17 protein-coding genes are annotated in these 20,538 nt (G+C 67.8%); 13 read left to right on the forward strand and 4 right to left on the reverse strand.

What is annotated here, in order from left to right:
• Window positions 1-63: 63 nt before the first annotated feature.
• The 3 genes from ACGFIF_RS35765 to ACGFIF_RS35775 all read left to right on the forward strand — a co-directional run bounded on the left by ACGFIF_RS35765 (window position 64) and on the right by ACGFIF_RS35775 (window position 4,115).
• Window positions 64-780 (forward strand): DUF4328 domain-containing protein, encoded by a 717-nt coding sequence (locus ACGFIF_RS35765; RefSeq protein ID WP_393160603.1) that lies wholly within the window; start codon window positions 64-66, stop codon window positions 778-780.
• Window positions 781-985: 205 nt separating this feature from the next.
• The gene (locus ACGFIF_RS35770) at window positions 986-3,316 is read left to right on the forward strand and encodes a DUF4328 domain-containing protein (protein WP_393160605.1); all 2,331 of its coding nucleotides are present in this window, start codon (window positions 986-988) and stop codon (window positions 3,314-3,316) included.
• A gap of 13 nt (window positions 3,317-3,329) precedes the next feature.
• Window positions 3,330-4,115 (forward strand): sugar phosphate isomerase/epimerase family protein, encoded by a 786-nt coding sequence (locus ACGFIF_RS35775; RefSeq protein ID WP_393160607.1) that lies wholly within the window; start codon window positions 3,330-3,332, stop codon window positions 4,113-4,115.
• Window positions 4,116-4,122: 7 nt separating this feature from the next.
• Here the strand turns inward: ACGFIF_RS35775 and ACGFIF_RS35780 are convergent, their stop codons facing one another.
• Window positions 4,123-4,674, reverse strand: a complete 552-nt coding sequence (locus ACGFIF_RS35780; protein WP_393160609.1) for a TetR family transcriptional regulator — start codon at window positions 4,672-4,674, stop codon at window positions 4,123-4,125.
• A gap of 95 nt (window positions 4,675-4,769) precedes the next feature.
• Between ACGFIF_RS35780 and ACGFIF_RS35785 the strand changes: the two genes are divergently transcribed.
• Both ACGFIF_RS35785 and ACGFIF_RS35790 read left to right on the forward strand, forming a co-directional pair.
• On the forward strand, window positions 4,770-5,912 hold the full coding sequence (locus ACGFIF_RS35785) for an FAD-dependent oxidoreductase (RefSeq protein ID WP_393160611.1): 1,143 nt from the start codon (window positions 4,770-4,772) through the stop codon (window positions 5,910-5,912).
• Between the two features lie 104 nt (window positions 5,913-6,016).
• Window positions 6,017-7,678, forward strand: a complete 1,662-nt coding sequence (locus ACGFIF_RS35790) for a M14 family zinc carboxypeptidase (RefSeq protein WP_393160613.1) — start codon at window positions 6,017-6,019, stop codon at window positions 7,676-7,678.
• Here ACGFIF_RS35790 and ACGFIF_RS35795 read toward each other — a convergent pair.
• Window positions 7,675-8,676, reverse strand: a complete 1,002-nt coding sequence (locus tag ACGFIF_RS35795) for a LacI family DNA-binding transcriptional regulator (RefSeq protein ID WP_393160615.1) — start codon at window positions 8,674-8,676, stop codon at window positions 7,675-7,677. The genes ACGFIF_RS35790 and ACGFIF_RS35795 overlap by 4 nt on opposite strands.
• A gap of 13 nt (window positions 8,677-8,689) precedes the next feature.
• Window positions 8,690-9,064, reverse strand: coding sequence for a VOC family protein (locus ACGFIF_RS35800; protein ID WP_393160617.1), 375 nt, complete (start codon window positions 9,062-9,064; stop codon window positions 8,690-8,692).
• Between the two features lie 93 nt (window positions 9,065-9,157).
• On the opposite strand from ACGFIF_RS35800, the gene ACGFIF_RS35805 reads away from it, so the two are divergent.
• The 8 genes from ACGFIF_RS35805 (at window position 9,158) to ACGFIF_RS35840 (ending at window position 19,171) form a co-directional block, all read left to right on the forward strand.
• Complete coding sequence (locus ACGFIF_RS35805; RefSeq protein WP_393160619.1) at window positions 9,158-10,651, forward strand: alpha-N-arabinofuranosidase; 1,494 nt, start codon at window positions 9,158-9,160, stop codon at window positions 10,649-10,651.
• Between the two features lie 27 nt (window positions 10,652-10,678).
• A complete protein-coding gene (locus tag ACGFIF_RS35810) occupies window positions 10,679-12,007 on the forward strand; it encodes an ABC transporter substrate-binding protein (protein ID WP_393160621.1) in 1,329 nt (442 codons plus the stop codon).
• 2 nt (window positions 12,008-12,009) lie between these two features.
• On the forward strand, window positions 12,010-12,951 hold the full coding sequence (locus ACGFIF_RS35815; RefSeq protein WP_393160623.1) for a carbohydrate ABC transporter permease: 942 nt from the start codon (window positions 12,010-12,012) through the stop codon (window positions 12,949-12,951).
• Window positions 12,948-13,775 (forward strand): carbohydrate ABC transporter permease, encoded by an 828-nt coding sequence (locus ACGFIF_RS35820; RefSeq protein ID WP_393160625.1) that lies wholly within the window; start codon window positions 12,948-12,950, stop codon window positions 13,773-13,775. The genes ACGFIF_RS35815 and ACGFIF_RS35820 overlap by 4 nt, the downstream gene beginning before the upstream one ends.
• Window positions 13,776-13,800: 25 nt before the next feature.
• Window positions 13,801-16,011: a family 43 glycosylhydrolase gene (locus tag ACGFIF_RS35825; protein ID WP_393160627.1), complete on the forward strand. Its 2,211-nt coding sequence runs from the start codon at window positions 13,801-13,803 to the stop codon at window positions 16,009-16,011.
• Between the two features lies 1 nt (window position 16,012).
• Complete coding sequence (locus ACGFIF_RS35830; RefSeq protein WP_393160629.1) at window positions 16,013-17,002, forward strand: glycoside hydrolase family 43 protein; 990 nt, start codon at window positions 16,013-16,015, stop codon at window positions 17,000-17,002.
• A 420-nt stretch (window positions 17,003-17,422) separates the two neighbouring features.
• On the forward strand, window positions 17,423-18,214 hold the full coding sequence (locus ACGFIF_RS35835) for a hypothetical protein (protein WP_393160631.1): 792 nt from the start codon (window positions 17,423-17,425) through the stop codon (window positions 18,212-18,214).
• A gap of 66 nt (window positions 18,215-18,280) precedes the next feature.
• Complete coding sequence (locus ACGFIF_RS35840; RefSeq protein ID WP_393160633.1) at window positions 18,281-19,171, forward strand: hypothetical protein; 891 nt, start codon at window positions 18,281-18,283, stop codon at window positions 19,169-19,171.
• Here ACGFIF_RS35840 and ACGFIF_RS35845 read toward each other — a convergent pair.
• The gene (locus ACGFIF_RS35845; protein ID WP_393160635.1) at window positions 19,158-20,534 is read right to left on the reverse strand and encodes a PLP-dependent aminotransferase family protein; all 1,377 of its coding nucleotides are present in this window, start codon (window positions 20,532-20,534) and stop codon (window positions 19,158-19,160) included. The two genes, ACGFIF_RS35840 and ACGFIF_RS35845, sit on opposite strands and share 14 nt — an antisense overlap.
• Between the last annotated feature and the right edge of the window lie 4 nt (window positions 20,535-20,538).

Here is a 20,538-nt window from a genome sequence, read left to right on the forward strand (position 1 = left end):
CACAATCTTTCCGACCACCTGTTGTCCTCGCCTCGTCACGCGGTGTTGTGCTATTTCTGACACATGCCGACCCAGCCTCCGCTGGACCGCTGGTTCAGCTCCGAGCGGGGGATGGGCCTGGCCGCATCGATCCTGGTCGGGACCGTCACCGCGACCACCTGGGCGACCGCCTGGTCGGACTGGTACTCGTACCAGACGGTGCGAAAGTACGCCGAGGATCCGGACCGGCTGGCCGAGGCCGACCTGATCTCGGGTTCGCTCGGCATCGTCGCCGCGCTGGCGTTGCTCGCGGCCGCGGTGGTGTTCATCGTCTGGCTGTGGCGGGTCCGGTGGAACGCGGAGATGTTCTGCCGTGGCGAGCACCGGTTCACCCGCGGCTGGGTTCTCGGCAGCTGGATCTGCCCGGTGGTGAACCTCTGGTACCCCAAGCAGGTCGTCGACGACATCGTCGCCGCCAGCGATCCGCGGACACCGCCGCAGACACCGACCCTGCGCGACATCCCGGGCACCCGGCTGGTCTGGGCCTGGTGGCTCACCTGGGTCGCCGGTCTGGTGTCGGGCAACGTGGTGCAGCGCGGCATCCTGGTCGCCGCGACCGAGCCGGGTCAGCTGCGGACGAACGTCGTACTGTCCACGATCTCCGCATTGTTCACCACCGCGGCCGCCGTCCTGGCGGTGATCCTGATCGAGCGGATCGACGAGCTGCAGACGAAGCGGGCCTGGGTGCCGTGGTGGGCGGCGGGGCAGTCGGAGACCGGATTCCAACCTCCTGCGCGGTAAACCACCCCGTCACGGACGGTCGAATCGGTCGTTACAAGAGGTGATGGGCGTACGAAAAGAACACGTTAAGTCGACACCCTCCGTGCTGGACCCGGCTCCACACGGGTACTTACTTCGTGGTATCAATGTGGCTCGGTCATGCGGGGGCAGGATTTGGCCGAAACGCCGAACAGACGGAGTTCCAGCAACGCGAGGGACGCGAGACGTGAGCCACCCGCAGCCAACATTGTCTGCTGTCCAAGACCATGAAGAAGAAGAGTGGCAGCCACACGCAGCTGAGGAGTTCCAGCAGGTCGGGACGGTCGGAAAGATCGCCGTCGGGCTCCTCGGAGCGTCGACACTCACCCATCTGCTCTCCACCTGGTCCGACTGGAACACGTACTCCGTCGTCAACAGCTACCTCGGCGGGATGCCGAACGTCGATGACGCGGACCTGAACCGCGCCGACGCCATCGCCAAGGTCACCGCGGTCCCGAACGTCGTCATCTCGGTCGCCGCCGCCGTCGTCTTCGTCATCTGGCTCTGGCGGGCCCGGGTCAACTCCGAGGTGTTCTGCCAGGCCGACCATCGCCGCAGTCACGGCTGGGTGCTGGCCAGCTGGTTCTGCCCCGGCCCCAATCTCTGGTACCCGAAGCAGATCGTCGACGACGTCTGGCTGGCGAGCGATCCGAAGACCCCGGTGTACGCCGACGACCTGCGCCGATTCAGGACTCCCACCCTCACCTCCGTGTGGTGGGTGACCTGGGTCGGCGCTCTCGCGTTCGACGTGGTGGTCCGCCGGTTCCTGATGTGGATGGACGCGACCGTCGGGTCGCTGCGCGGTATCGCCCTCGCCGGTACGGCGTCCCTGCTGCTGACCGCGGCCTCGGCGGTCGCGGCGACGCTGGTGATCCGCAAGATCAACGCGATGCAGACCAACCGCGAGTGGGTCCCGTGGTGGGACCAGCGCGGGCCGAAGCTCACCGCGGTTCCGTCGTACGACGTCCAGCAGGTTCCCTCCTACGCCAACGACGACACCGACGAGCAGGTCGCGATCAGCGAGCCGATCGCGGCGCCCGTGCGGCAGCTCGAGCGGCAGCCGGAGCTGCAGATGGCCGGTGGCGGCCCGGCTCCGAGCCCGTTCGCTCCTGCCCCGGCCGCCGGTCCCGGCTTCCCGGGTGACGGCGCGGCCGCGGGCGGATTCCCCAGCGGCGGCAGCCCGTTCGGTGCCGGCCAGGCGCCCGCCGCGTTCGGCGGTGCACCCGCCGGCTTCGGTGGCGCACCCGCCGGCTTCCCTGGCGCACCCGCCGCTTTCGGTGGTGACAGCCCCGTCGAGGAGCCGCCGAAGTGGAGCCCGTTCGCTCCGGTCGTGGAGAGCTGGCAGGACGACAAGGACAACGGCCCCGCGACCGAGCAGTTCGACGCTGTCACCTCGTGGCAGGAAGAGAAGCAGCCGGTCGAGGAGAGCACCAGCTACGAGAAGACGAGCTGGAGCGACTACCTCAACACCGGGAACGACGACCTACTGTCGACCCAGGCCCCGTCGAGCAGCTGGCTGGACCAGACCCCGCCGCTGACCGTCGTCGAGCCGGAGCCGTACTACCAGCCGTCCCAGCCGGCCGCGTCCTACCTGCCGGAGGAGCCGGCCGCCTCCTACCAGCCGCCTCAGCCGGTCGCCGAGGCGCCGTCCTGGGCGAGCAGCTACTCCGAGTCCTACTCGTACGAGACCTCCGACTACCTGACCTCGACGTCCGCCCCGGCGGAGGTCGAACCAGCACCCGCACCCGAGCCTGAGCCCGCGCCCGTTGCGCGCGCTGGCCGCCGGGCCGCTCGGGTCGCGGTGGACAGCCCCTCGGCGATCCAGTCCGCGGTCTCCCCGCATTCCGTCCAGGCCCCGTCGGACCACACTGTGTACGCGCCGTCGGAGCACACGGTGCACGCGCCGTCCGAGCACACGATGCCGTCGTCGCCGGTGTCGGGTTCGTCCGGCTACTACGAGCCGGCGCCCGTCATCTCCCAGCAGGACGACTTCCTGACCCCGTCCAAGCCGCTGCCGACGGTCCCGACGTACGGCCCGGAGCCGTCGTACTCCGACAACAGCTACTCGCCGGAGCCGACCTACAGCTCGTACGACGACTCGTCCTCGAGCTACCAGCCGTCGTACGACTCCAGCCCGGAGTACACGTCGTACGGACAGTCGGACTACTCGAGCGCCACCAGCTACGAGTCCACGGACTACAGCTACGGCAGCAGCTCGACCTCCTCGGAGTACAGCTACGACTCGACGTCGTACGACTCGTACAGCCCGACCTCCTACAGCGGGTCGGAGTACAACAGCGTCGAGCCGACGTACGAGAGCTACAGCCCGAACTACGCGACCGAGTCCTACAGCTCCCCCTCCTCCGACTACAGCAGCAACAGCTACTACGCGCCGGAAGAGCAGCAGCAGCCGGAGTACCAGCAGCAGTCGCCGTACAGCTACGAGCAGCAGGCTCCGGAGCAGGACGACCAGACCAGCACCACACCGCGTACGCACCCGCGCCGCCGCTGGGTCTGATCGAATAGGCGTTATGACCTTCGCCTTTTCGACGCTCGGCTGCCCCGGAGCGTCTCTCGACCATGTCCTGGAACTTGCCAAAGGCAACGATATCTCCGGCCTGGAGTTGCGGGCCGCGGACGAGGAGTTCACCAACACCGGACTGACCGCGGCGCAGCGGCGTGAGCTGCGGACCCGGATCGAGGACGCCGGCCTGGAGATCCTCGCGGTCAGCAGCTACGTCAAGCTCTGCGCCGTCGAGGAGCAACCGCTCGAGGCCCACCTCGAACTCGCCGCCGACCTCGGTGCCCGCGGCGTCCGCGTCTTCCCCGGCGACCCTGACGCAGGGACAGCCACCGACCCAGGTACGACGGACGGCCCGACAGCCGGCGAGATCCGCGCCCTGGACCGGGTCACCTCTGCCCCCAGGGATGTCCACATCCTGTTGGAAACCCATGACTCGCACTCGGCCGGCCGGAAGATGGCCGCGCTCTGCACGTTGCTCGACACCGACGTCCCCGGCCACAGCGCGAAGGTCATCTGGGACAGCGCGCACACCTGGAGCCACGGCGAGACGCCGGCGGAGGCCTTCGAGCTGCTGAAGCCCTGGCTCGAGTTCGTCCAGATCAAGGAGACCGACTCCCGGCAGAAGTACCGCCCGGTCGCCGTCGGCACCGGCGACTTCCCGATCCAGGACCTGCTCGAAACGCTCGAGGGCACCGACTACCCGCTGTCCCTCGAGTGGGAGCTCAAGTGGCACCCGCACCTCCCGCCGCTGGAGGAGACGCTGCCGGCCGTGCGTTCCTGGGTCACAGCCTGACCTGGGATCAAGGGAGCGGCGCGGTGAGATACCGGGTCAGCGTCGGGCCGAGCCAGGCGACGACATCGTCGTGCGACAGCGTCGCGACCGGTCCGATCTCGAGGATGTAGCGGCACAACGCGAGCCCGAGCGCCTGACTGGCGACCAGACCGGCCCGGACCGCCGGTGCGTCGACCGCAAGCTCGCGCAGCGTCGGTGCGAGCTGTGACACGAACAACTGCCGCATCCGGTCGGCCGCAGCCTCGTTGGTGACCGCCGCGCGCAGCAGCGCCCGGAGCGTGTCGTCCCCCTCCCACCGGGTCAGGAAGTGCCCGATCAGCGCCTCCCCCAACTCTTCCCGCGGTACGCCGCTGAGGTCGGGCAACCGGAGATCGAACTCGGCGGCAGCGGCGAACAGCTTCTCCTTGTTGCCGTAGTACCGCATCACCATCGCCGGGTCGATCGCCGCGTCCGCCGCGATCGCCCGGATCGTGGCCCGCTCGTATCCGTCCGCGCCGAACCGCTCCCGGGCCGCCGCGAGGATCGCCGCCCGGGTCCGATCGGACTTCCGTTCCGTCATGCCCCGAGCATATGCCAACACTTGTTGACTTTTGCAATCGGCCTGCCTACAGTAAAAGTCAACAAGCGTTGATAAATCGGAGAGAGGGAGCGACGATGACTCCGAAGCAGGCAGATGTCGTAGTGGTGGGTGCGGGTCCGGTCGGGCTCGCGGTGGCGGCCGGGCTGCGGCTGCACGGGCACTCGGTGGTGGTGGTCGACCGGCAGGCCGAGGGGTCGAACACCTCGCGAGCCTCCGTCATCCACGCCCGGACCCTGGAGATGCTCGAGCGGATCGGCGTCACCAAGCGCCTGGTCGAGCTCGGCCTGGAGTTGCAGGACTTCGCGATCCGCGACGGCGACCGCCGGCTCGTCCCGGTGAGCTTCCGCGACCTGCCCACCGACTACCCGTTCACGCTGATGATTCCGCAGTGGCAGACCGAGCAGATCCTGCTCGAGCGGCTCGAGGAGCTCGGCGGGACGGTCCTCCGCCCGTACGCCGCTGTCGGCCTGACCCAGTCCGCGGCCGGTGCCGAGGTGACGCTGGACAGCGGTGACGTGATCAAGGCGCAGTACGTCGTGGCCGCCGACGGCATGAACAGCACGATCCGCGAGCTCGCCGGGCTGAAGATGCCGGGCAACACGTTGCAGCTGTCGTTCAGCCTGGTGGACGTCCGGGTCGAAGGGTTGCCGGCCGAGGAGGTCTCGCTGTCGTTCGCGACCGCGGGTCTCCTGGTGATCGCGCCGCTGCCGGACGGATCGTTCCGCCTGGTCGCGTCCGTGGACGAGGCGCCCGAGCATCCGGATGCCGAGTACGCCCAGCGGTTGCTCACGGCACGCGGGCCGAAGAAGAACTCGCCGAAGGTGACCGAGGTGATCTGGGGTTCGCGGTTCCGGATCCACGAACGGGTCGCGGACACCTATCGCGACGGCCGGGTGCTGCTCGCGGGCGACGCCGCGCACACCCACAGCCCGGCCGGCGGTCAGGGGATGAACCTGGGTCTCCGCGACGCGATCACTCTCGCCGACGCGCTGTCCACTGCGCTGAGCCAGGGCAACGAGTCGGATCTCGACGCCTACTCGACCAACAGTCGCGCCGAGGCCATCCGGGTCGTCGGACTCGCGCACCGGCTGACCCGCCTGGCCAATGTGCCACGACCGGTCCGGCCGCTGCGCAACGCTGTACTCGGACTGGCCGGCAAGCTGCGGAAGACGCAGGCCGGGCTGGCCAAGCAGCTGGCCGGCTTCCCGGATCGCTGAGCACGAAGGTTGTCCCTCGCTGATCGCCCGACTGCTTCCCCGGACCGGGGCTGAGCCCTACCCTCCAGTTACCGCATGCGACAACTCAACTACTGGAGGTCATCGTGTTCCGCCCCAACCGATGGACTCGCATCATCCCCCTGGCCCTGGCGGCTGTCCTCGCCGTCGGTGCCGTCAACCAGGTGCAGGCCTCGGCGCCGCCGGACCGGAAGGCAGTTGCCGCCGAGTCCGGCGAGCTGATCCAGTTGCTCCGGGTCGACACCGCGACCCAGGCCGACCGGAAACGGCTGGCCACCCTCGATCTCGATCTGGCCGAGTCGTCCGGGCCCGGCTATACCGATCTGGTTGCCTATGGCAACAGTGACCTCCGGTTGCTGCGACTGGCCGGGTTCAGCTGGTCGGTGATCGAGGGCGACCTGGTCGGCGCCGACCGCGAGCGGGAGAAGGCCGACGCCGAGTATGCCCGGGCCGTCGCGGCCAAGAAGGTCGCCGCCACGTTGCCCAGTGGACGTACGGCGTACCGGCAGTTGGCCGACTACAACAACGATCTGGCCAGTCTCGCCCAGCAGTATCCGACCAAGGCGAAGCTGTTCACGCTGAAGGAGAGCTCGCTGGAGAACCGGACGATCCGCGGCCTCGAGATCAGCCGGAACGTCAGCACCAGCGACGGTAAGCCGGTGTTCCTGATGATCGGACTGCATCACGCGCGGGAGTGGCCGTCGGGTGAGCTGACCATCGAGTTCGCCTACGACCTGTTGAAGAACGACGGCGTCGACAGCCGGATCACGAGCATCCTGGACAAGTCTCGCGTCGTCGTCGTACCGGTGGTGAACCCGGACGGCTTCACGCTGAGCCGGACGCTCGGGTACGAGTTGAAGCGGAAGAACTGCCGGATCGTCAACGGACAGCTGCCGACCAGCGGTCAATGTGCGCAGTCGTCGAACCAGTCCCGCGGTGTCGACCTGAACCGGAACTACTCCGGTTTCTGGGGTCCCGGTGCGTCGAGCAGCCTGACCTCGGAGACCTATCGGGGTGCGAGCGCGTTCAGCGAGCCCGAGTCGCGCAACATCCAGGCGCTCGTGTCGCAGCACCAGGTGACCACTCTGATCACCAACCACACCTACTCGAACCTGGTCCTGCGTGAGCCGGGGTACGCCGGTGCGCCGAAGACGCCGGACGAGACGATCTACAAGGCACTCGGCGACCAGATGGCCGCGCAGAACGGGTACCGCAGCCAGTACAGCTACCAGCTCTACGACACCACCGGCGTCACCGAGGACTGGTCGTACTACGCGACCGGTGGACTCGGTTTCACCTTTGAGCACGGGGCGAACAGCTTCCACCCGGCGTTCTCGAACGTGGTGAACTACTACTACGGTTCCGGCAGTACGGCGGGTAAGGGCAACCGAGCGGCGTACCTGCTCGCGGCCGAGAGCACGATCAACCCGGCCCGGCACTCGGTCATCACCGGGTCCGGCCCGGCCGGCGCCGTACTGCGGTTGAAGAAGTCCTTCACCACCAAGACCTGGAACGGGACACAGCTGCCCGATGTCCTCGAGACCACGATGGTGGTGCCATCAGGTGGCACGTACACCTGGCACACGAACCCGTCGACCCGGCCGATCGTCGTCCAGGCAGGCGGGACGGAGTCGTGGATGCTGACGTGTGAGCGTCCGGACGGTCAAGTGCTGGAATCACGAGCGATCACAGTTGCCCGCGGAGGGAGTGTGACCGCGGACCTGGTCGGCTGTAAGGCAGCCTTCTAGCCGGCCGTCGACTCCCGGATCTCCAACGTGTACGGGACGCTGAGGTCGCGACGAGCGGCCTCGGCGTTCCCCGCGATGCGCTCGAGCAACAGGCCGACCGCGTTCTCGGCCAGCCACTCCTTGTCGGGTGAGATCGTGGTCAGCGACGGCGAGTGGTAGCGACCGTCCTCGATGTCGTCGAACCCGACCACCGCCACGTCGTCCGGCACCGACAACCCGGCATCGGCCAAGGTACGCAACGCACCCAGCGCGAGCAGATCGTTGAAGCAGAACACGGCATCCGGCGGCTCGGGCAAGGCCAGCAACTCCCGCATCGAGGCCGCGCCGTCCGGTCGGTGGTACCCGGTGCCCGCGAGCTCCAACGCGGGATCATGCGGCAGACCGGCCGCCTTGAGCGCCTTCCGATATCCCTTCCGTCGTACGGCGCCAGTGCCCGCGCCACCGCCGACACCGATGGCGGCGATCCGGCGCCGGCCGATCGAGATCAGGTGAGTGGTCGCGTCGAAGGACGCCTTGACCGAGTCGACCGCGACATGGTCGAAGGTGCCTCCGGCGGGCCGTTCGCCCAGCAGGAGCAGGGGTTTCGCGGTACCGGCGGTGCCGATCTTCGTCGGTGCGGTGGTGATCGGCGAGAAGATGATGCCGTCGATCAGTTGCCCCCGCATCCCGTCCAGGACCAGTTTCTCGGCCGCGGACTCACCCTCGGTCTGGTCGATCAGGACGGTGATGCCACGCTTCTTCGCGGCCCGGCTGATCGCCGCGCCGAGCTCGGCGAAGTACGGCGAGGCCATCTCCGGGATGGCGAGTGCGATGAAATCCGACCGGCCCTTGCGCAGCGAACGGGCGCTCACGTTCGGCCGGTAGTCCAGCGCCGCGATCGCGGCCTCGACCTTCGCCCGGGTCTGCGAGGTGATGTGTGGGTAGTCGTTGATGACGTTCGACACCGTCTTCACCGACACACCGGCGCGCGCCGCCACATCACTCAGCCTGGTCGTCATCCGTACCTCCGTCTCACCCAACGTTTCCTGAGTGTGCCACGGTTGGGACGAAACAGAACTCGTTGCCTTCCGGATCGGACAGCACGGTCCAGTGCGGCAACTCCCGGACGACGGACGCACCGGCCTTGAGCAGCGACGCGAGGTCGTCGCCCTCGCCGGTGACGTCGAGATGGATCCGGCCCACCGGCTTGAGCTCGGCGGCCGGCGTGATCCAGACGTGGAACCCGTCACGCGCCCCGAGCAGGACGGACTCGTCCTCCTCCAGGGAGTGCGAGGCCAGCGCCTTGACGTCGTCCGGGTGCACGGGCAGGCCGGTGGCCAGGCTCCAGAACGGCGCGAGCAGGTACGGGTCGTGACAGTGGATCACGACGGACTGGATTCTCGGCATGTCCCCCAGTGTGCGGTGGCTGAGCCCTTTACAGGTGATGTCAATCGTTGTAGAAATCCAGGTTAAACGATGTAAAGACTGCCGGGAGGCTTTGTGGCGCGACTTGTGGTGGATCCGGCGTTCGTCGTCGGGGCGCTCGATCGGCGGCTGTTCGGCTCGTTCGTCGAGCACATGGGACGCTGCGTCTACACCGGCATCTACCAACCCGGGCACGCGACGGCGGATCCGGACGGCTTCCGCCAGGACGTGCTGGAGCTGGTCCGCGAGCTCGGGGTCACCACGATCCGCTACCCCGGCGGCAACTTCGTCTCCAACTACGACTGGGAGGACGGCGTCGGGCCGAAGGAGCAGCGGCCGCGCCGCCTCGACCTGGCCTGGCGGGCGATCGAGCCGAACCAGTTCGGCACCGACGAGTTCATGGCCTGGTCGCACAAGGCGGACGTCGAGCCGATCTGGGCGGTGAACCTCGGCACCCGCGGGATCAAGGAAGCCGTCGAGCTGCTGGAGTACTGCAACCTCCCGGCAGGCACCGAGCTACCCGACCGCCGGGTCGCCAACGGCACCCCGGAGCCGCACGACATCAGGGTGTGGTGCCTCGGCAACGAGATGGACGGACCCTGGCAGATCGGCCACAAGACGGCCGAGGAGTACGCCCGCCTCGCCGAGGAGACCGCGAACGCGATGCGCCGGGTCGACCCCGGTCTCGAGCTGGTCGCCTGCGGTTCGAGCAACGCCGGGATGCCGACCTTCGGCGAGTGGGAGCGCGTCGTCCTGGAGCGCACCTACGACCTGGTCGACCACATCAGCCTGCACGCGTACTACGAACCCAAGGACGGCGACCAGGCCAGCTTCCTGGCCGCGTCCGAGGAGATGGACCGGTTCATCAGCTCCGTCGTCGCGACCGCCGACCACGTGAAGGCGCTCAAGCGCAGCGACAAGGAGATGACCTTGTCGTTCGACGAGTGGAACGTCTGGTACCAGCAGAACTTCCCCGGCGAGCTCGGCCTCGACATCCGTGAGGTCGGCCCGCTGATCGAGGACACCTACACCGTCGACGACGCGGTGGTGGTCGGCAGCCTGCTGATCACCCTGCTCCGGCACGCCGACCGGGTGAAGATCGCTTGCCTCGCGCAACTGGTCAACGTGATCGGCCCGATCCGCACCGAACCGGACGGCCGCGCCTGGCGGCAGACCATCTTCCATCCGTTCGCCCTGACCGCTCGGTACGCCGGACCCACGGTCCTGCGGACCGCGGTCAGCGGCGGACCCGACATCGACACCACCGCGTTCGGCCGCATCCCGGCGCTGTGGAGCACCGCGACGTACGACGAAAGCACCGGTGACCTCGTGATCTTCGTGGTGAACCGGAGCGAGTACGACAAGGTCGACCTGGAGGTCCCGTTGGCCCCTGGGTACCGGGTGATCGAGCACCTGGCTCTCTATGACGACGACCGGGCCGCGGCGAACACCGCCGACGACCCGGACCGGGTGGTGCCCCGTGCGGTCGACGGCACCGAAACCGTCGACGGCATCTGCACCACCACGTTGCCCCCCGCCTCATGGCACCTACTGCGCCTGTCCCTGTAAGAGGGCCCTCTCCCCTGGAGGAACATCGTGAACACCATCAGCCGACGCCTCGTCATCGGCGGTATCGGCGCAGCCGGTGCCGCCGGCATCCTCGCCGGTTGCGGCGAAGGATCAGCCGGCAAGGCCGGTGCCGGTCCCGCGACCGGCGACGGCGGCGCCAAGGGGTACGACGGCCCGAACGTCGAACTCGACTTCTGGAACGGCTTCACCGGCGGTGACGGCCCGTTCATGCGCAAGCTGGTCGACCAGTTCAACGCCGAGAACGCCAACATCAAGGTCAAGATGACCGTGATGCAGTGGGCGGACTACTACACCAAACTGCCCACCGCGGTGAGCAGTGGCCGTGGTCCCGCGGTCGCGATCATGCACGTGGACTCGCTCGCGACCAACGCCGCACGCAACGTGATCGAGCCGCTGGACGACGTGGCCAAGTCACTCGAGCTCAAGCAGGAAGACTTCTCCGAGGTCGTCTGGAAGGCCGGGGAGTTCAACGGCAAGCGGTACGGCATCCCGCTGGACGTCCACCCGCTGGGCTTCTTCTACAACAAGACGGTGATGAGCCAGGCCGGCCTGGACCCGGCCAAACCGCCGACGAACGCGGACGAGTACGCCGCGGCCCTCGACGCACTGAAGGGCAAGGGCATCCAGGGCCACTGGGCCACGCCGTTCCCGTTCACCGGTGTCCTCACCGTGCAGGCGCTGCTCTGGCAGTTCGGCGGAGACCTGTTCAACGACGACTCGTCCAAGGCGATCTGGCACGAGGAGGGCGGCGTCAAGGGCCTCAGCTGGTTCGTCGACCTGGTGAAGAACGGGCACAGCCCGAAGAACGTCGGCCAGGACGCGGACAACATCGCCGTGATGAACGGCAAGAACGCCTTCGTCTGGAACGGCATCTGGAACATCAACACGTTCAAGGAGAAGAAGGGCCTGGAGTGGGGTGTCGCCCCGCTGCCCACCATCGGTGACAAGAAGGCCGCCTGGGCCGGGTCGCACCAGTTCGTACTGCCCAAGCTGAAGACACCGGATCAGAACAAGTCCACGGCGGCGCGGGTGTTCGTGAACTACATCAGCCAGAAGTCGCTGGAGTGGGCCAAGGGCGGCCAGGTGCCCGCTCGCAAGCAGGTGCGCGAGTCGGCCGAGTTCAAGGCGCTGCCGGAGCAGGCAGCGCTGGCGACCCAGATCGACGACCTGCACTTCCCGCCTGCGGTACCGGGGATCGGTGACGCGCTGAACGAGCTGAACAAGGCCGTCAACGAGGCCGTGCTGCTGAAGGCCGAGCCGGCCAAGGCCCTCTCGGATGCCGCCGCGCGGGCGGACAAGATCCTGGAGGCCAACCGCAAGAAGTACGGCGCGTAGTCGTGGCCGTTCAGGCCGACGCGGGTGCGATCCGCAGACGTCGCACCCGCGCATCGACCGGGGTGCGTGGGCACGGCCGGGCCACGCCGTACCTGTTCCTCGCGCCGTATCTCACGCTCTTCCTGCTGTTCGTCATCGGGCCGGCCATCTTCGGATTCTGGATGAGCCTGCACGACTGGGACTTCCAGCTGCCCGGGAAGCCGTTCGTCGGTCTGCAGAACTACAAGGACCTGTTCGACCCGGTGTCGGCGACGGCCGAGCCGTTCTGGCACGGCATGCGGGCGACCGGGATCTTCACGGTTGCGTCGGTGCCGTTCCTGGTGGGTCTCCCGCTGGCCCTCGCCGTACTGCTGAACCGGAAGTTCCCGGGCCGGACGTTCTTCCGGGCCGTGTACTTCGCGCCGTTCGTCCTCGGTGTCGCCGTGATCGGCCTGATGTTCCGCTACATCCTGGACACCAGCTTCGGTCTGCTGAACGCTTTCCTCGGGTTGTTCGGCATCCCCGACATCGGGTGGACGAACGACCAGCCGTACGCGTTCATCGCCCTGGTCGCGGTGACCGTGTGGTGGACGGCCGGCTTCAACGCCATCATCTTCCTGGCCGGACTGCAGGACATCCCGGCCGAGCAGTACGAGGCGGCCGAGCTGGACGGGGCGAACACCTGGCAGCAGTTCCGCAACGTCACCCTGCCAGGACTGCGCCCGGTCACCGTCTTCATCGTCACGATCACCGTGCTGGCCAGTGCCAACATGTTCGGCCAGTCGGTGCTCATCACCCAGGGCGGTCCCGGTGACACGACCGCGACCGCGCTGATGGTGATCACCGACACCGGGTTCAGTCAGTTCCGGATGGGGCAGGCCACCGCGATGAGCTACCTGCTCGCGTTGTGCCTGGCGATCATCTCGGTGCTCAATTTCATCCTGCTCAGGGAGCGCAAGTCATGAGGCGCCGACCGTCAGCCGCGTTTTGGATCCTGGTGGTCCTGCTGACCGTGCTGGTCATCCTTCCGCTGCTGTGGATGGTGATCACCTCGTTCAAGACCATCGGTGAGTCGCAGTCCGATCCGCCGACGCTGCTCCCGCAGGACCCGACCACCCGGGCGTACGGCGAGATCCTCACCACCGGTGGTCAGAACCCGGTGCTGCGCTGGGCACTGAACAGCTTCGCCGCGGCCGCCCTGCACGCGTTGGTGGTCGTGGTGGTCGCGTCGATGGCCGGCTACGCCCTGGCCCGGATGAACTTCCGGTTCAAGAACGCGATCTTCAGCGTGATCCTGCTGACGCTGTTCGTGCCCGGGTTCGTCTTCCTGATGCCGAACTACCTGCTGATGGACAACCTGGGCTGGCTGGACACGTTGGCCGCACTCATCGTCCCCGGCGCCGCGGGCGCGTTCGGCGTCTTCTTCATGCGGCAGTTCTTCCTGGCCATCCCGAAGGAACTCGAAGAGGTCGCGCTGATCGACGGCGCGAACTCCTGGACCATCTTCACCCGGATCATCCTGCCGAACGCCAAACCGGCGCTCGCCACCCTGACCGTGCTGTCGTTCCTGACGAACTGGAACGACTTCATCTGGCCGCTCTTCGTGCTCTTCAGCCCGGAACGACTGACCCTGCCGGCCGGCCTGACCCTGCTGCAGGGCGCCTACACCACGGACTACCCGGTGATCATGGCCGGCGCGACCGTGGCCGCCGTACCGGTGCTGATCCTCTACGTGTTCGTCCAGCGGTACGTGATCGAAGGTGTCGCGCGCAGCGGCATCAAAGGTTGACATCCATCTGAGAGGGGACCCGCCTGTGCCTTCCAAACTGATCGCCGCAGCGCTTGCTGTGGCCGCGGTGGCTGCCGGTACGTCGGCCGCCACCGCGGCACCACCTGGTCCGACCACGACCAACGCCATCTCGTCGAGCTTCGCCGACACCTTCGCCGACCCGTCGATCATCCAGGGCCGGGACGGCTACTGGTACGCGTACGCCACCTCCGACCCGCTGGTCGCGAACGGCCCGTTCGGCCTGATGCACATGGCCCGGACCAAGGACTTCAGTTCCTGGGAGTACCTCGGCACCGTCTTCAACGACCAGACCAAGCCAGCCTGGGCGGCACCCGGGTCGTTCTTCTGGGCGCCCGACATCCGCTACTTCGACGGCAAGTACGTCATGTACTTCACCGTCACCGACACCGCGGCCAACCCCGGTGGCGATCCCGCGATCGGCGTGGCCACCGCCCCGACCCCGGCGGGACCGTGGACTGCCACCGACGGCCCGGTCGTCACCCCCAAGCCGGACGGCAACGGCGGCTACTTCGGCACCATCGATCCGGCCCTGCTCACCGCCGCCGACGGCAAGCGGTACCTGTTCTACGGCGGGTTCTACGGCGGCATCTCCGTCACCGAAGTGACCGCCGACGGTCTGCACGCGGTCGGCGAACCCACCCAGGTGACGATCGGCGACCGCTACGAAGGTGCGTACGCCGTCTACCGCGACGGCTGGTACTACCTGATGGGCTCGTCGATGAACTGCTGCGCCGGCCCGACCACCGGCTACTCGGTCTTCGCCGGCCGATCCCGCTCGCCCCGCGGACCGTTCCTGGACGCCGACGGCGCCTCGCTGAACGAGTCCCGGGTCGGTGGTACGACGGTCATCACGCAGAACGGCAACAAGTGGATCGGCCCCGGCCACCACGCGTTCATGACCGACGCGGCCGGGCAGGACCACATCGTCTACCACGCGATCGACCGCGGCACGCCGTGGCTGACCGACCCGTTCGGGATCAACCGGCGGCCGATGCTGATCGACCGGATCGACTGGATCAACGGCTGGCCGCGGACCCGGGCCGGTCTCGGTCCGTCCGAGGGACCGGTGCCGGCGCCGACGACCGGATCGGGTCTGGGCATCTCCTCGACCGACCCGGCCGGCGGACTGCTCGGTGCTTCGCGGCAGCCTGGTGACACGCTCGGTGGACCGACCGCTTCGATCTCCGGTGCGGCGCGGACGCGGCAGCCGGCTCCTGGTGGGTCGCTGCGGGTCGAGGCCGACGTGCGGCTCAGCGACTCGTTCACCACCGTGCTCGGCAACCAGGTGATCGCCACCGTCTCGCGCAACAAGTTGACCATCGTGGCCGGCGGCCGAACTGCGTCGGCCACACTCCCGGCTGACTTCGACCGGACCCAGTGGAACAAGCTGATCGTGCAGGTCTCCGGCTCGACAGTGACGGCCCGGATCAACGACGCCGGTCTGGGTGACGTGTACGCCGAGGCCCAACTCGCCGTACCCGGTCTTTCGGTGACGTCCGCGCCGGTGCGGTGGCTCGGGTCGGCTGAGGTGGACAACCTGACGGTGCGGCCGGTTGCTGCTCCGGTCCGACGGTTGGCCGACGTACCTACGACGGGGAAGCTGCTCGCGGGTGACAACTTTGATGGTGACCTGGGCCCGGCGTGGTCGTGGGTGCGCCAGGACGACAAGGCGGTCGTTGCTGACGGCAAGTTGTCGTGGCCGTTGCAGAACGCGGACCTGGTCGGCGGCGGGAACACCGCCGGGCTGCTCTTCCTCACCACGCCTTCGACGGACAGCTGGATCGCGGAGACCAAGCTGCACTTGGACCTCGGTGAGGGCGACATCCGCAACTACCAGCAGGCCGGGATGATCGCGTACCTGAACGACAGCGACTTCGCGCGGCTCGGAAACGTCGCGATCTGGCGGACCCGGCAGACCGAGTTCGGTCGTGAACTGGTGGTTCGGCCGTCGGACGGTGCGACCAACTACGGCGCCGCCGCGATCGGCCGCTCGGCACCGACGCTGTGGATGCGACTCGCCTACAACAAGAACGCCGCCGGCGAGCACGTGTACCGCGCCGCAACGTCGGTGGACGGCAAGAACTGGACCTGGGGCGCCTCCTGGGTGCTGCCCGCCAAGGCCCAGCTCGGCCTGTACGCGCACGGCGAATTCACCGGCGCCGCAGTCCCACCGGTAGCCACGTTCGAATACCTGCGGTTCTACGAGAGCAATTGAGATGAGACGTCGGCTGGGGTTCCTGCTGCTGTTCCTGTTGTTAAGTGGCTGCAGCGACCCCAGCCGTGCGTCGTCGGAGGGAACGACCATGGGCTTCAGCAATCCGGTCTACGATCAGAATTTCGCGGACCCGCAGGTGATTGCCGTGGACAACGGCTACTTCGCCTTCGCGACGAACGGTGCGCTCGGTAACGTGCAGACGCTGAAGTCGGCCGACCTGGTGTCGTGGGAACAGGTCGGCGACGCGTTGCCGTCGCTGCCCTCGTGGACGTCGCCGGGCAAGGTGTGGGCGCCGGAGGTCGCCGTACATGCGGCTGATCGGTACGTCATGTACTACACGACGTCCGACGACGCGTCCGGTCGGCAGTGCATCGGTGTCGCGGTGGCGGCTGCGGCCGCGGGTCCATATGTCGACAAATCGTCCAAGCCGTTGATCTGTCAGGAAGCCGAGGGTGGGTCGATCGACGCGTCGCCGTTCCAGGACTCGTCCGGGAAGCGCTGGCTGTACTGGAAGAACGACGGCAACGCGATCGGTGTCGACACCTGGATCTACGTCTCCGAACTCTCCCCCGACGGCCTCACCCTGGTCGGTCCCACCCACCGCCTGATCAAGCAGGACCTCGAGTGGGAGGGCAACCTGGTCGAGGCGCCGTACCTGGTGGAACGCAACGGAAAGTTCCACCTCTTCTACTCCGCCAACGCCTACGACAAGGAAACGTACGCCGTCGGCCACGCCCTCTGCACCACCCCCACCGGCCCCTGCACCAAGTCCGGCGACCCCATCCTCACCAGCTCGAACGACGCCGCCGGCCCGGGCCACAACATGGTCCTCCGCAAAGACAACCGCGACTGGTTCATCTACCACGCCTGGGACCCAGCCGCCGTAGGCGTAGACCCACCCGGCCGCACGATGTGGCTCTCAGAACTGACTTGGTCCGGCGACGTCCCTGCCGTCCAACCCCCACTGAAAGACAACCCGAACCGCCCGTAGAACACCACGCCGGCGACGCGCTTCGCTCCTGCGTCGCTCGCTTGCCCCGGCTCCCACCCGCCCTCCTTTGCGCGTGCTATCGCTCGCTTCAATCGACAGCCCCGTGGACCCGCCCGCCCCGATCACTCGATCGACCGTGGAACGCGGGGGCGTGAGCTGCTGGGACCCGACGCGGTGAGTGGCCACGGTCGGTGTAGCGGGATCGTTGGCGCGCACGCAACCCGACCTTCGAGTCTGACCCTTGCCGTTGCCCGTCTCGCGGAGCTGAATGGGGTTGGGGAGATAAGGGGGTAGGGGATGTTTCGGCGGGGTTTGGTTTGTGGCGGGCTTGCGGTGGTCTTGGGGGCGGTGGGGTTTGTGCCGTCTGGGAGTGCGGTGGTGGAGGACGCGGCCCTTGTGTGCACGATGGATATCGGGTCGGTGACGGCTGCTGGGGATCACACCTATCGGCGGGTCTCGGCTGGTTCGCCGCCGACGATGGTTGTGGTTCCCGGGCGAGTTGGCACGGGGATCTACTCGGCCGGGCAGGTGCGGCTCAGCACCACGTTTGTGGCGGAGCCTGACCTTGGGACGTTCTGGCACATCGTCGGGTGGGTGGTGCAGGGCGGCGCGTTGTACCGCAGCGGCTACTCGGTGCTCAGCGGTCAGCCGACGGATCCGCCATTTCTGACCCGGATCGGCGGCGGGTGGACGGACTTCAAGGCGGTCGAGGAGGCGGAGTACGACGAGGTGGAGCACGCGCCGCCTGTTCGCACCTACGAGTACGGGCTGCGTAACGACGGCCTGCTCGTCCGTTGGCAGAACAACAACGACGTGTGGCGTCGGAACGCCGGTGGGGCCGGGTTCGAGGCGGTCAAGGTGATGGCGTTGATCAGCAAGACGCGGACCTACGACACCTTCCTGGCAACAACTCGAGGCGGCGGGCTCTACACGATCCGTATCAGCACAGCTGTGCCGGCGAACTTCACGGTGACGAGGGTGCGCAACTCGACCTGGCAGGTGTTCGAGACCCTGCTCGCGGTGAAGTGTGGGGTGTACGGCACCTTGTTGCTCGGGATCGACAAGGACACTCAGTCCGGCTACTTGTACGCCGTCGGCCACGCGAACGGTCTGTCCACGGTGATCCAGGGCCTCGGCAAGGTGCAGGGCACGTTCCCTGATCCGGTCAACTTCCGCTGGCGTTTCGACTTCGATCCGCTCAACGGCGCGTGACATAACCTTTCGGGCCTGGTGCGCATCTAGGTATTTGAAGCCTGAGATCGAGCACCGGGGACGACCATGAGACGAAGCATCTTCATCGCCGCGTGGGCTGTTCTGGTGGCGGCGGGGTTCAGTGTGCCTGCGGGCGCGGTCGTGGAGGGATCGGCCGCGGTCTGTCGGGTGTATGCCGGGTCGGTGACGGCGGATGGTGGTCACCGAGGGGCGGCGAGTTCTAGTACGCCCGGTGGGACTACCGCCGGCGTGTTCGAGGCGGGGAAGGTGCGGCTCGCGAGCACGTTTACGGTGAATCCGAACGTGGCGGGTGCTGACCTCTCAGGGTGGGTGTTGCAGGCGCACTCGTTGTACCTGCGGAACTACTCGATCACCACCGATGGTTTGATCGACCCAGGCTGGCCGAACGAGTTGCAGCGGATCGGTGGCGGCTGGGCGAACTTCACCGCGCTCGAGGTCTCGCAGTACGACCCGGCCGGTGCGCTCAACCGGACGACGGCGTACGGGCTGCGGAGCGACGGCGTGCTGTTCCGCTGGAACGTCGTGCACCGAGCCTGGAGTCGCACCGGGTCTGCCCCGGGATTCGCCTCGGTCAAGTCGATGACGTTGATCAGCAAGACGCGGACGTACGACACGTTCCTGGCGAACACCCGAGGTGGTGCGCTCTACACGATCCGGATCCCCACCGCGGCGCCGATGAAGCCGATCGTCAAGCCGGTCCGCACGAAGACCTGGCAGGGATTCGAGAAGCTGGTCGCCACCAAGTGTGGCCAGTACGGGACCCTGCTGCTCGGGATCGACAAGGACACCCAGGCCGGATACCTGTACGCCGTCGGACACGCGAACGGTACGGCCACGGTCATCCAGGGGCTCGGCAAGGTCGAGGGCACCTTCGACGATCCGGTCTACCACCGCTGGGGCGCCGTGCCCGCTCTCGACCCACTCAACGGTGAGTGACGCGGTCCAACACCCCGGTCAGGATGCCGAGGGCTTTGCGGAGGTCCGCGTCCGAGGGAGTCGCGTAGCCGATGACCAGCCCGGGTAGGCCGGGGGTTGAGCGGCGGTACTCGGACAGTGGAGCGATCACCACTCCGGCCGCACGCGCGTCCGCGGTCACCTGGCGATCGTCGACGTACTCCGGCAGCAGCAAGGTGATGTGGAGGCCGGCGTCCTGACCGATGATCTGGCCGTACGGCGCCAGCACCGAGCAGGTGTGGATGCGGCGATCGGCGTACAGGCGGCGACCGCGGCGGACGGCCTGGTCGAGATAGCCGTCGCTGAGCATCGCGAGCAGGGCGGCCTGCATCGGCCAGCCCGGCCAGTCGCCCGAGTCGGCGCGGAAGGTGGCGAGCCGGTCGATCATCCCGTCGGAGGCGACCAGCCAACCGAGCCGAAGTGACGGGCTGAGGGTCTTCGACAGCGTGCCGAGGTGGACGACCCGATCCAGGTCGAGTTGCGCGAGGGCGGGCAGCGGCGCGACGTCGTACCGGAACTCGCTGTCGTAGTCGTCCTCGATCAGCATCGCCCCGGTCCGGCGCGCCCACCGGATCAGTTCGTTGCGCCGGGCAACGGGGAGCCGACCGCCGAGCGGGTACTGGTGCGACGGCGTGACGTACGCCGCCGGGACGTCATCGGTGAGGGCCCCGACCTGCAGCCCGTCCTCGTCCACGGGTACGTCGACGATCTCGAGCCGATGGTCCCGAGCGGCCACGACCGCGTTCAGGTAGCCCGGATCCTCGATCGCGATCCGGTCGCCCGGCGCGCGGGTGACCGCGAGCAGCAGCCGGAGGCCGTGGACGGTGCCGTTGGTGATGAGCAGGTTCTCGGGTCCGCACGCGATCCCCCGGACCCGGCCCACGTGCTCGGCGAGTGCCTCCCGGAGCGCGGGCAGTCCGGCCGCGTCGTCGTACCCACGGGGTGGCGACTGGGCCGACACCTCACGCCAGGCCCGTCGCCAACCGGGGTCGGGCGTGGGGCCGATGTACGGGATGCCGGGCCGCAGGGTCAGGAGGTCGGCGGTCGGATCTGGCCTGGGTGCAGGACTACGCCGTACGGCGGGCTGCAGCGGTACGACGTCCGTCACGAAGGTCCCGGCGCCGGTGCGACCCTCGATCCACCCCTCGGCGTGGAGTTGGTCGTACGCCGCCTGCGCGACGGACCGCGAGACGGACAGATCCTTGGCCAGGTCCCGCGTGGACGGCAACCGGTGGCCTGCTTGGAGACGCCCGTCCCGGATCGCGGCCCGGAACTGCTCGGCCAACTGCAGGTGCAGCGGCAGCCCGGCGGCGCGATCGAGGATCAGCGGCAGCGAACTCTGCACGAAT

The organism is Kribbella sp. NPDC049174 (genome assembly GCF_043197365.1).
Classification (GTDB): domain Bacteria; phylum Actinomycetota; class Actinomycetes; order Propionibacteriales; family Kribbellaceae; genus Kribbella.

Bases quoted from the DNA above. Each gene is read 5' to 3' on its own strand.
- ACGFIF_RS35795 (WP_393160615.1), bottom strand. From the start codon at position 8,676: ATGACGACCAGGCTGAGTGATGTGGCGGCGCGCGCCGGTGTGTCGGTG.
- ACGFIF_RS35780 (WP_393160609.1), bottom strand. From the start codon at position 4,674: ATGACGGAACGGAAGTCCGATCGGACCCGGGCGGCGATCCTCGCGGCG.
- ACGFIF_RS35830 (WP_393160629.1), top strand. From the start codon at position 16,013: ATGAGACGTCGGCTGGGGTTCCTGCTGCTGTTCCTGTTGTTAAGTGGC.
- ACGFIF_RS35820 (WP_393160625.1), top strand. From the start codon at position 12,948: ATGAGGCGCCGACCGTCAGCCGCGTTTTGGATCCTGGTGGTCCTGCTG.
- ACGFIF_RS35775 (WP_393160607.1), top strand. From the start codon at position 3,330: ATGACCTTCGCCTTTTCGACGCTCGGCTGCCCCGGAGCGTCTCTCGAC.
- ACGFIF_RS35765 (WP_393160603.1), top strand. From the start codon at position 64: ATGCCGACCCAGCCTCCGCTGGACCGCTGGTTCAGCTCCGAGCGGGGG.
- ACGFIF_RS35785 (WP_393160611.1), top strand. From the start codon at position 4,770: ATGACTCCGAAGCAGGCAGATGTCGTAGTGGTGGGTGCGGGTCCGGTC.
- ACGFIF_RS35800 (WP_393160617.1), bottom strand. From the start codon at position 9,064: ATGCCGAGAATCCAGTCCGTCGTGATCCACTGTCACGACCCGTACCTG.
- ACGFIF_RS35840 (WP_393160633.1), top strand. From the start codon at position 18,281: ATGAGACGAAGCATCTTCATCGCCGCGTGGGCTGTTCTGGTGGCGGCG.